General features: G+C 68.0%; 3 protein-coding genes (1 of these 3 running past the window's edge). All 3 read right to left on the reverse strand.

Annotated elements, in window-relative coordinates; genetic code table 11:
- Tightly spaced (each overlapping or abutting the next), the 3 genes in view from MKAN_RS22925 to MKAN_RS22935 form a layout consistent with a single transcriptional unit that may run on beyond the window.
- The gene (locus tag MKAN_RS22925; protein WP_023372268.1) at positions 1–4,428 is read right to left on the reverse strand and encodes a type I polyketide synthase; all 4,428 of its coding nucleotides are present in this window, start codon (positions 4,426–4,428) and stop codon (positions 1–3) included.
- Positions 4,425–9,908, reverse strand: a complete 5,484-nt coding sequence (locus tag MKAN_RS22930; protein WP_023372269.1) for a type I polyketide synthase — start codon at positions 9,906–9,908, stop codon at positions 4,425–4,427. The genes MKAN_RS22925 and MKAN_RS22930 overlap by 4 nt, the downstream gene beginning before the upstream one ends.
- Positions 9,905–12,579, reverse strand: partial view of a type I polyketide synthase gene (locus MKAN_RS22935; RefSeq protein WP_023372270.1) — the final stretch only. It continues 3,871 nt past the right edge of the window; the window shows 2,675 of its 6,546 coding nt (coding positions 3,872–6,546); its start codon lies off the right edge, out of view; the stop codon is at positions 9,905–9,907. Before MKAN_RS22935 ends, MKAN_RS22930 begins: the two co-directional genes overlap by 4 nt.

The raw sequence follows: 12,579 nt of genomic DNA on the forward strand, positions 1-12,579 counted from the left end.
TCAGCCCGCATCCAGGCTGGACAAGTCCACCAGGGCGCCCGCTTCGGGTGCCCCAACCGTTTCGATCTCGTCATGCTCGGCCGCGATGGCCTCCTGGATCAGCTCGCTCAGTGTGGCCGGCAATGTCCGCGCCAGCTGTTCTACCGTTGCCGCGGGGATGCGGCGGGTGTCATACCACCAATCCAGATGCAATGAGCCGCCGGAGCGATACGCCCGGAGTTCGATGGCGTGGCCCAACCCGGGGATCGTCTCGCGGACGGGCATCGTCATGTCGGAGTCGAACTGTACCGGTGCATCGGTGCTCGGCAACTCGGGAATGACGCCCGCATACCGGAAGTGGATGTCGGGGGTGCGCTGCGCACCCAGCACGCGTCCGGTTGGCGCATACAGATACCGCAGCAGCCCGTATCCGATTCCGTAGTGCGGAACGGATTTCAGCGCGTCGTGAACGGCGTCCAGCTGTTGAATCCCGGATCCGTTCCCGCATACCAGGGGCACCGGGTAGTACGTCGTGAACCAGCCGACGGTTCTGCGCAGGTCGATGTCCGGCCGTAGTACCGAGCGCCCCTCGCCCTCGAGTTCGACGGCGACCACACCGTCACCGACCGCCTTGCCTATGGTTCGGCCGAGCGCGGCCAGCACGATCTCCTGGATCGACCGCCGGAACCTGCGCCGAGCATCATCGAGTTCGAATGTCTGCTCGACGCTCAGCGTAGTTGAGAACTTGGTCAGATCCTCGGTGCTGGGCGGTTGCGTGATGTCCTGGTCAGCCAGCCACAAGGTCGCCTTCGTTGAATTCTCGATCCAGTAGGAGCGAGTGTCGAGGGCTGCGGGATGTGTCGCGAGGGCCGCGCAGCGAACCGACCAGTCCCGCCACCCGGTGGTGACCGGCTCCAGCGTGATCTCCTCGCCCGCCAGCCGCTGCCCGAACGCGGTGACGATGTCGCGTCCGAGGATTTGACGCGACGCGTCGTCGCTGACCATCTCGTGCACGGCCAGCCCCAGGTAGTGCGGACCGCCGTGCGCACCGGTGATATGCACTGCTGCCAGCGGCGCGTCCGAATCACTTTGATCTGAGAGCAATTCGGCCAGAATCTTCGACACCGCAGCCCGTTCTTCCGGGCTGCCGGCGGACACGTCGTCAGGAAGTGGCACCGTGGAAAGCCGAGTGAATTCCCCGGATGGTGCGATGTGTTGCTCCCACATTCCGGCATTGTCGACGAGCTGCAGCCGCAATGCGTCGTGGTGGTTGGCCACCGCGGTCAGCACCGCCCGGACGTCCTCCGAGCCGACCTTGGGGTCGAGGCGCAGGATCAACGGGACGCGCCAGCGACCGGTGTCGCGCAGTCCCCGGTCGAGGAAGTACGCAATATTCGGCGGAACCGCCGGATGTGCATCAGCCACCGGGGCTTTGGCCAACCCACTCGCCGCGAACGAGGCATCGACGGCAGCCGTCAGCGCGGCCAAGGTCGGGTATTCGTACAGGTCCTGCGGTGTAATGGTCAGGCCCTCGTTGGCGGCGGACATCGCGATGCTGATGGCCATCAGGGAATCGCCGCCCATGTCAAAGAAATTGGCGTTGCGATCGATGGAGCTGACACCCATGCACTGTTCCCAGATGCGCCGCAACGTGGTCTCGGTCTGCGACTCTCCGTTCTGCGCCACTTCGACGGTGCCGGCACCAGCCCCCGCGCCCACCGGTGAGCCGTTGCTCCCGGCGGGAACCTGCGACCACACCATGTGCTTGGGTTCCACCCAATGCCGTTGGCGGGCAAACGGATAACCGGGCAGGGAAACCAGCTGCGGCTGGGTCGCACGCCGCGGCGTCCAGTCAACCTCGATCCCGGCGGACCAGAGCTCACCCAGCGCGCGCAGGAAGGTATCGCGGTCATCGGCGTTCTGAATCGGGTGACGCATGAGCCGGACAGCACGATGCGCGGCCGACCACTTCGGATGCCGTATCGCAGAACCGGTGAGGCTCCCGCCGGGACCGACCTCGACGAGGACCCGACCCGGATCTGCCAGCACCACGTCGAGTTCGTCGGCGAACCTGATCGCGGAACTGATTTGACGTGTCCAGGTGGCCGGATCGGTGACCTGCTGCTCGGTCAACCACGTTCCGGTGAGGTTACTCAGCAACGGCGTGCGCGGAGCGCTGAGCTGCTGCTGGGACAGGAATGCCTGGAATTCATCCAACATCGGATCCATCGCGCTGGTGTGAAACGCGTGGCCGGCGCGGACCCGGCGAACGGGTATCCCGGCCTCGTTGAGACGTTGGGTGAACTCGCGAATCGCGCCCTTCGGGCCGGCGACCACGCAGTTGCCGGGATCGTTGACCGCCGAGAGCTCCACCCCCGGTGAGAGGTACTGCGCGACCTCGTCGGGACCCACTGCCACCGCGACCATGGCGCCGGGCGGCGACTCATGCATCAGGCGCGCCCGTAGCGCAACGGTCTTGATCGCCGTGTCGAGGTCGAATACCCCGGCCAGGGTGGCCGCGATGTATTCGCCGGTGCTGTAGCCGATGTAGGCGCCCGCACGCACCCCGTAGCTGTCGACCAGCTTGGCGAGCGCGTACTCCACGGTGAACAGCGCCGGTTGCGATCGGTCGATGCGCTCCAGATCCGTTGCGGTCCCGCTGAACACCTCGGCATGCAGATCGATGCCCATCTCGTCACGGAATCCGGCGGCGCAGGTGTCGAAGTATTCGGCGAAAACGGGCTCGGTGTCGTAGAGCCCCTTCGCCATGCCGACGTGCTGTGCGCCCTGCCCGGGAAACAGGAACACGACGCGGTCCGGCGCCGGTGTGGTCGTTTCGGGCGGGTCCCCGGCGCCGGATTCGCCGACGAAGACGTTGTCGTGCTCGGCCGCCCGCAAGACCTTGACGGCGTGTTCGCGGTCGTGGACGACGGCGGCCATGGTGATGTTGTGCTTGCGGCGTCGGGTGAGGGTGTGGGCCACGTCGGACACGTCCGGGCAGTCCGGCCGTTCCAGCGCGCTGGCCAGGGCGTCCCTCGACTCTCGCAGCGCGGCAGTAGTTTTCGCTGACAGCAGCAGCACCTGCGGTCCGGTGGCCGCGGTGCGGGCAGGAACCGGCGGTGCCTGCGCGGGTGCCTGCTCCAGGACGACGTGTGCGTTGGTGCCGCCGACCCCGAACGAGCTCACCCCGGCCCGAAGCACGCCGTCCCACTCCCACGGGCCGTACTTGCTTTGCACGACGAATGGACTTTGGTCGAGCCGCAGCTCGGGGTTCGGGCTGGTGTAGTGCAGTGTCGCGGGGATCGCCTGGTGCTTCAGGCACAGGATCGTCTTGATCAGGCCCGCGATTCCGGCCGCGACTTCCAGGTGGCCGATGTTCGACTTGACCGATCCCAGTACGCACGGGCCCGGCCGTGGCGTTTCGGAGACCTCGAATGCCGTTCGCAGCCCTTGGATTTCGATGGGGTCACCCAGCGGGGTGCCGGTACCGTGGCACTCGACATAGCTGACGGTCGAGGAGTCGATGCCGGCCACCGCATGGGCTTCGGCGATGACGTCGGCCTGGGCGGCCGGATTAGGTGCCGCGTAGCCCATTTTCGCCGATCCGTCGTTGTTGATCGCCGACCCGCGGATGACGGCGTGAATGCGGTCGCCGGCGTCGATGGCGGCCTGCAACGGCTTGAGCGCCACCATCGCCACACCGCTGCCGAAGACGGTGCCGTCGGCGCGAACATCGAAGGGCCGGCAGTGGCCGACCGCCGACACCATCGATCCCGGCGAGTTCCAGTAGCCGACGCGGTGCGGGATGCACAGCGACGACCCGCCGGCCAGGGCCATGTCGCATTCGCCGGACAGCAGGCTCAAGCAGGCCAGGTGCACGGCGACCAGCGAGGACGAGCATGCGGTCTGGACCGCGATGCTGGGGCCGCGCAGGTTGAACGCATGCGATATCCGCGTTGCCAGGAAATCCTTGTCGTTCTGCAGGAACAGGCTGAACTGGTCGAAGTTGAGCCCCTCGGCCAATACGGCGTTCGGGTCGCGATGCGACAGCAGGTTGTGTAGCAGATATCCGCTGGGAGAGCTGGTTCCGTACACGCCGATCGAGCCGTCGAACTGGGCGGGGTCACATCCGGCGTCCTCAAGCGCGTGCCACGCGCATTGCAGGAACAGCCGGTGTTGCGGGTCCAGCACCTGCGCGGCCAGCGGGGGGAATCCGAAGAAGTCCGCGTCGAATTCGTCTATCCCGTCCAGTAGCGGTGCGCGGCGCACATATGCCGGGTCGGCCAGCGTCTTGTCGCTGACGCCCGCGTCGCGCAGGTCCTGTTCCGACAGGGTGACGATCGACTCCTTGCCGCGCCGAAGGTTGCTCCAGAAGGTCGACAGATCGTTCGCGCCCGGGAATCTGCCGGCCATGCCGACTACCGCGATGGCGTTGTCGGGTGTGCTCACAGTTCTTGTCCTCCGTGTACTTGAGGTTTGGGGGGTGTCGGCCGCCGCCGTATCGCGGCTCCACGTCGCGCTGCCGCGCGCTCCTGCGCCCGGGCGCGAACAACGGCGGTGTTTTCCAGGTTTTCGGTTACCTGGTCGGGGCCCGAGAGCCCGAGTTGGCGCATCAGGTCGACGGTCAGGTCGTGCAGGGACGCCCCTTGCAGGATCAGTGCCACCGGCGGTTCCACGCCGAAGTCGGCCCGCGCGCCGTTGCGGATCCGCACCGCCATCAGAGAGTCAAGACCCAGCTCAGTCAGCGGTACGGCGGGATCGACTGCCGACCGGTCAGCGTAGCCCATCACCGCCGCAATCCGCGCGCGCATCCGCTCGGTCACCACGCGCTGGGCCTCGCCCGCGTCGAGGTCGGCAAGGGCGTCGGGTCCGGCCCAATCGCCGAGATCGCCCGCCGAGTCCAGCTCCTCGACCACCCGGGTGAAGTAGCTGATGCCGCGGATCTCCGGGAACGCGATCAGAGCCCGGTCGGCACGCAGCCGCGCGACACCGGTGCGGGCCCGGCCGGCGGCCAGTAGCGAATCCAGAGCCTCGATGCCCTCCGCCGGGGTGATGGTGTCAAGGACACTGCCGACCAGGGCTTGCGCGACGCCCACTTCCGACCACGGCCCCCAGTTGATCACCGCCGCTGGCAGACCGGACGCTCGGCGCCAGGTGACCAGTGCGTCGAGCCAGGCACTGGCGCAGGCGTAGGCTGCTTGGCCGGGGGAGCCCAATAGTGAAGCGACGGAGGAGAATCCGAGCCACCAGTCGAGCTGACAGCCCTCGGCGGCATGGTGCAGCCGCAGCGCTCCGGCCGCCTTGGGTTCCCATACCCGCTCGAGGGTGTCCCTGCTCATGGAGAACACCAGGCTGTCTTCGATGACCGCGGCGGCGTGCACCACACCGCGCAATTGAGCTCCCGATCGTCCTGCTGCCTCGATGAGGCTTTCGGCCACGCCAGGCGCCGCGACGTCGCCCCGGACGACCACGATGTCGGCGCGGGATTCCAATGCGGCCAAGACCTTGCGCTGGTCGTCGGTGGGATCGCTGCGGCCATTGAGCACCACTCGGCCGGCGCCGCGGTCCACCAGCCACTTCGCGACCACCAACCCGAGTCCGCCGAGACCACCGGTGACGACGTACGAGGCTCCGGGACGGACGACCGGATGACCCGCTTGTGCATCGAGAGTGGCGCGCGACAGGCGTTCGACGAATCTGCGGTCGCCCCGCCAGGCGATCACATCGTCGTTGCCCGAGGCCTGCAGTTCGGCGGTCAGCGCGGCGAGCGGGTCTGGAGTGCCGTCCAGATCGACCAGGGTGGCGCGCATGTCCGGATGCTCGAAGGCCAGTGCGCGCACCAGACCCTTCAAGGATGCCGTTGCGGGGGCTCCCGGCTCGCCGTCGTGAACGGCCAGCCCGCCTCCGGTGATCAGCCACAGCCGCGGTGATCGGCCATGCCAGGTGCCCACGACTGCTCGAACCACAGTCGTGATCGACCACACCCGGTCTCGCGCCGCGACCAGTCCGTCGTCCAATCCGCTGGAAGCGCCGCCGGCGAAAACGACCAGGCCGACGGGCGGATGGTCCGGATCGCCTGCCGTTTCCGCGAATGCGGCCAGCACCGCCGGTTCGTCGCCGAGATCGGCGGTGAGCACCCGCCGCACCGGCGAACGCCACCGCTCGACGAACTGATCGGCCATCAGCCGGATTCGGCTATCCGCGGTCGCGTCGGTGAGCACCAGCCAACTGCCGGGTGCGGTCTCGCATCCCGCCCCGGGCCCGGCCTCGACCGCGATCGGGCCTTCGATCCATTCGGCGTCGAAGATCTTCTGCGGCAACGGCAGTGGCACCGCCCGGCGCTCGACCCGTCGCAGGTAGATGCCGTCGATTTCGGCCGCTACCTGCCCGGCGTCGTCGATCAAGGCGACGTTGCCCAGCTTGCCGGCGCCGCCGTCGAGGTTGGCCAGCTGGGCGCGACACGTGAGGTGGCGGCCGATGTCGCGGTAGACCCGAACCTTGTCGAAGGACACCGGCAGATAGCTGGCTTCGGCTGACCCCGCGACCTCATCGTCGGGTATTGCGGCACCCAGGCTTTGCAGGGCCGCATCCAGCATGGACGGATGAAGCCGGTATCCGGGGTGCCGCGGAGCCTCGTCGGGAAGGGTGATCTCGGTTTCGGCGGAACCGTCGGACAAACGCGATATTCGGCTCAGCGCGGCGAAAGCGGGACCGTGGTGTTGACCGGTCTGGCGGAGCAGGGCATAGAAATCGGCGGGCGACACGGTTGCCGCGGTGGAAGAACGATGAAGCACTGGGCGGGTGCGCGCGGCGTCGGGCGCAGCCTGTTCGACCCTGGCCGTGGCGTGCCGGCGGAAGTCGCCGTTGGGCGAGCGGGAATAGATTTCGACCCGAATCTGGCTGTCCCCATTGCGAATCAACTGGGTGGTCAGCTGGGTGTGGTTGTCGAGGGGCAGCATCTGCTCGACCTCGAACTGGTTGATGCCGATCGTGTCGGCGGATAAGCCGAGCGCTTCGGCACCCGCGGCCAACGCGATCTCGGCGAACCCCGCGGCCGGCATGATCGGTTGGCCGAACACCTTGTGATCGGCCAGCCAGGGAGATACGTCGGTGCCGACGTCGGCCTGCCAGACGTGGGTTCCGCCGCTGGGCATCTCGATGTGCGCGCCCAACAACGGATGGGTGGCGGCCAGTTCCGACATCGCGGATCGATCCGTGACCCAGAATCTACTGTGCTGCCAGGGTGTGGCCGGTACGTCCACCAGGCGCCCGCTGGTGTCGTCCGGGGTGGTCGCCCCGACTGTGGCGAGTTGGGTGTGGAAGAACAGGGTTTGGTCTTGGTCGCGGTTCATTGTCCCCGTGACGATCTGGTCACCGGCCCCCTCCAGGGTTTCGGTGATGGCATGGGTGAGCACCGGGTGCGGGCTCATCTCGATGAAGGCACGGCAGCCATGGTGCTCGGCGGCGGCTGCGACTCTAATGGCCTGGTGGAACCGCACCGGGTTGCGCAGGTTGGCCGACCAGTAGTCGGCATCCATCACCGGGTGCGAATGCGCTTCACAGGGGTGAGTGGTCGTGATGATCGGGATGCGCGGCGGCTGCGGGGCCAAATCCGCTAGCTCGCTTCGCAATTCGGGCAGGATCGGATCGATGATCGGGTGATGGGAGGCCACGTCGACCTCGACGCGTCGGGCCAGCCGATTCTGTGCGGCAACGACAGCGATTATCGCATCCACCGCCTCCGGGGGCCCGGCGATCACCGACTGACGCGGCGATGCATACACCGCCAGCGTCACTTGCGGATAGTCGGCGATCAGCGACTCGGTGGCATCGGCATCGAGTTCGAGCAGCGCCATCGCGCCCTGACCCGACAGCCGGGCCATCAACCGCGACCGGGTGGCGATCACCTGCAAGCCCTGCTCGGCTGTCAACGCCCCGGCTACGACCGCCGCCGCCACCTCACCCATCGAATGCCCGATCACCGCATCGGGTGTCACGCCGTAGGACCGCCACAACTCGGTCAGGGCCAGCTGCATCCCGACCAACACCGGCTGGATGCGGTCGATGCCCACTACCTCGTCGCCCGCGGAAAGCGTCTGCTGTAACGAAAAGCCAACCTGGGCAACGAATACCGGCTCCAGCTCGGCCACCGCCTTGGCGAACGCCGGTTCGTCGGCCAGCAACTGGCGGCCCATCCCGGCCCACTGCGAACCCTGACCCGAGTACACGAATACCCGCCCCGGCCCACCAGCACGCTGATCACAGCCCACCACACCCACCCGGGGCTGCCCCGCCGCCAGCGCCCGCAAGCCCGCGACCGCCTCCGCGCGGTCCCGCGCGACCACGGTGGCGACCTTGGCATGCCGGGCCCGGTGCTGGTTCATGGTGTGCGCCACGTCGGCAAGCGATACGGCCGCGCCCGGCCCGGACATCCAGTCGGCCAGCGCCGCGGCCACGGCGGCCACGCGTTGCGCCGTCTTGCCCGACACCGTCACGGTCGTGACGGGGGATGCTTCGACAGCCGGCGATGGTGCCTGGCCCGGGGGTTGTTCGAGCACCACGTGTGCGTTGGTCCCGCTCAGGCCGAACGACGACACCGCGGCGCGGCGCGGTCCGGATGCCGCGGGCCACGGGCTGGTTTCGGTCGGCACGAACAGCCGGGTCGCCGACGCGTCGATGGCGGGGTTCCACCGGGTGAAGTGCAGATTGCGCGGAATTTGTCCGCGCTCGACGGCCAGTACCGCCTTGATGAATCCGGCCACCCCGGCGGCGGCCTCCAGGTGGCCGATGTTGGTCTTGACCGAGCCCAACGCGCACGCGCTCTCGCTCTGGCCTTTACCAAGGCCATACGTGGTCGCCAGCGACTCGAACTCGATGGGATCGCCCAATATTGTTCCGGTGCCGTGTGTTTCGACATAATGGACGCTGTCGGCGGTGACGTCGGCGAGTCGCAGCGCCGAGGCGATCACGTCGCGCTGGGCCAGCGCGTTGGGTGCGGTCATGCCGTTGGAGCGGCCGTCCTGGTTGGTTGCCGAACCTCGGACTACCGCCAGTACCCGGTCCCGGTCGTGCAGCGCGTCGGCCAACCGTTTGAGCACCACCACACCGCAGCCCTCGCCGCGCACGAATCCGTCGGCGTTGGCGTCGAAGCTGTTGCAGCGACCGGTCGGCGACAGCGCCGACCACTTGGACAGCGCGATCGCGGTGAACGGCGACAAGGTGAGTTGCACGCCGCCGGCCAGCGCGACGTCGGTCTCGCGCAGCCGCAGGCTCTGACAGGCCAGGTGGATCGCCACCAGTGACGACGAGCACGCGGTGTCCACGGCGACCGCCGGGCCGCGCAATCCCAGCAGGTAGGAGATCCGGCCGACCGCCGCGCAATGCGGGGTTCCGGTGCTCAGGTAGGCGTCGATATCGGCTCGGCGTTCGATGTTGACAATCGTGTAGTCCCACGACGACAGCCCCATCATCACGCCGGTTCGGCTGCCGCTGAGGGAATCCGGTTGGATACCGGCGTGTTCGAGTGCTTCCCAGGCAACCTCGAGCAGCATCCGATGCTGCGGGTCCATTGCCACGGCTTCGCGGGGCGTGATGCCGAAGAAGTCGGCGTCGAAAGCGTCGACGTCGGAAACGAAACCGCCCCACTTCGTCGTCATGCATCCGGGCGCCGACGGGTCGGGGTCGTAGAACGCGTCCGCATCCCACCGATCCGGCGGCACCTCGCCGATCGTGTCCACACCGTCGACCAGGAGCTGCCAGAAGCTTTCCGGCCCAGTCACATTCCCGGGGAAGCGGCAGCCGACGCCCACCACCGCGATCGGCTCGGCGATGTCGGTGGGGAAGGCCGTCCCGGCGCGCACGAGCTCGCGCGCCAAGGCGGCCCGGGCGTTCGGTGACAGTTGCGCCGCGCGCTCGGCCAGGCTCGTCATGAGTCACCTCGCGATGCGGCTTCCAGCTCGCTGGCTTCGACCAGATCGGCGAGCAAATCCATCTCCTCGTCAGACAGTTCGGGTTCCGCGTCAGCCGTCTGCTGCGCGACGGCCGGCGGCGCATAGTCCATGCGTTCGCACAAGGCGGTCGCCAGATCGGTGATCGTCGGGTAGGCCCACACCAGGGCGACCGGCAAGGTGATGCCCAGACTTGCTTCCAGCCGGTTTCGCAATTCCAGGGCCATCAGCGAATCGAGTCCCAGCGTCTCGAGCGGTCGGTCGTGGTCGATCGGGTCGCTCGAGCGCAGCACCCCACGGATCTCACCGGCGATCGCCGACGCCAGGTGGGCGGGGCGTTCGGCCGCGTCGAGGGCGTCCAGCTGCGCCCGGATCTTTCCGCCGCCGCTTCGCTCGGGGACCGCCGAGTCCTGCAACCTGGCGAACAATGACGACCCGGCCACCGCGGGGAAGGATTGGAACCACTGCCGTGCATCCAGGCTGAACACACCCGTACGCGCCCGGTCGGCGGCAAGCACCGCCTGCATCGCTTCCAGTCCCTGCTCTGCGGTGATCATCGACACGCCCAGATCGGCGAAGAACTGGGCGCGGCCAACCTCGGCCCATGGGCCCCAGTTGATTCCGACCGCGGGCAGTCCACGGGAACGCCGGTACGCGACCAGTGCGTCGACCCAGGAGTTCGCGGCGGCGTAGGCGCCCTGCCCGGGTGTGCCGAGCAGCGCGGCGGCCGAGGAGAAGGTGAGCCACCAGTCGACGTCACGAGAAGCGGTTGCCCGGTGCAGCAGCCAGCTGCCGGTGACCTTGGGCGCGAACACCCGCGCGGCGGCCGAATCCGTCATGTTCAAGACGATTTCGTCGGCCAGCACCATCGCGCTGTGCAGGACCCCGGCCAGCCGGAAACCGGCATCTTCGACCGCTTGCACCAGCCGGTCGGCCGTGGCGGGTTCGGCGATGTCGCCGGTGACCACCTCGATCCGGTGCCCCGCCGCGTTGAGCTCGGCGATGGCCGCCCCCACCTCGTCGTCGGGAGCCGAACGTCCGTTCAGCACAACCAATCCCGCGCCCTGCTCGGCCAGCCAGCGGGCGACGACGAAGCCGAGACCGCCCATGCCGCCGACGATGAGGTAGCCGCCGTCGGGACTGACCAGCGGAACCGGCGGCGGTGACGCGACCGCTTCGATGCTGCCGCTGTCCGGGATCGAGATGACGATCTTGCCGGTGTGCTTGCCGGAGGCCATGAGCCGGAATGCGTCGGCCGCATCGCGGAGACCGAATTCGCTGACGGGCAGCACCGGCAGGTTGCCGTCCGCCACGTGCTGCAGGATGTGTTGCAGGAGTTGGCGGTACTTCGCCGGCTGCAGCTTCAGATTCAGGTCCAGGTCCACCACGGCGAAGGACGCGCTTTTGGCCAGCGCCGCCAGCCCCAGGTTGGCGTCGGCGTAGACGTCTTTCTTGCCCAGCTCGATGAACCGGCCGCCGGGGGCCAGGATCTGCACGCCGCGCTGAATCGCCTCGCCGGCCAGCGAATTGAGCACGACGTCGACACCGTAGCCGTTGGTGAGCTCAAGAATCTCGTCAGCGAAGTCGACGCTGCGCGAGTCGCCGACGTACTCGACGCCGAGCTTGGACAGCATGTCGCGCTTGGCTTCCGAGCCGGCAGTGGTGTAGATGCGGGCGCCGATCATCTTGGCGATCGAGACCGCCGCCATTCCGACACCGCCGGTGGCGGAATGGATGAGCACCCGTTCGCCCGGGGACAGCCGGCCGACCTCGCACAGCGAGTGCCACGCGGTGAGATACGCGACACCGAAGGTGGCCGCCTCGTTGTCGGGCAGCGTGTCGGGGATGGGGACGACCAGATCGGCGAGCGTGCCCACGTACGTCCCGAACGTGCCGGGGCCGAAGGCGATAACGCGCTGACCGATCTCGACGGAGTCGACCTCGTCGCCGATGGCCGTCACATAGCCGACGCACTCGCCGCCGATCACCGGCGCGGCGCCGTCGAGCCCGGGATACACGCCCATCGCCTTGAGCACGTCGCTGAAGTTGAGTCCCGCGGCGACCACCCGGACCTCGACCTGATCACCTTGCGGCCTGGGCCGTTTCACCTCGTGGACCGTGAGCGCGTCCAGCCGCCCGGGCTGGTCGATCTGCAGCCGGACAGCTTCCCCGGAAGGCCCTGTGCCGTCGAGGTTCACGACGGTGCGCCGGGTTTCGGCGGCGAGATCGCCCTTCGTCGTGGTGGGCGCGGGCACCAGCCGGTTCACGTAGCGTTGCCCGTCGCGGTAGGCGACCTCGTCGTGGTCCGAACCGGTGAGCAACTCTTCGGCCAGGTCGGCCGGTGAGCCGGTGCCGTCCGGTTCGACGTCGACGAGCGTGGCCTTCAGTTCCGAATGCTCGAACGTGAGCACCCGGGCGATTCCCCGTAACTCGGTCTGCGCCAACGTGACCGAGTCGGTGGGATCGACCTGCTGGGCGCCGCGGGTGACGATCCACAGCCGTGGGCTCTTACGGGTGCCCATCCGCGTCACGGTCTCCACCACGCGAGCGATCAGCAGCGTGCGCGTCCGCGCCAGCTCCAGCTGAGCGTCGTCGGGCAACGATTCGTCGACGCTGCGGGGCGGACAGACCATGACGATGCCGTCCCAGGCGG

This window comes from Mycobacterium kansasii ATCC 12478 (assembly GCF_000157895.3).
GTDB lineage: Bacteria > Actinomycetota > Actinomycetes > Mycobacteriales > Mycobacteriaceae > Mycobacterium > Mycobacterium kansasii.

Excerpts from the sequence above, each read along its gene's own strand:
- MKAN_RS22930 (WP_023372269.1), bottom strand. The coding sequence starts at position 9,908 with ATGACGAGCCTGGCCGAGCGCGCGGCGCAACTGTCACCGAACGCCCGG.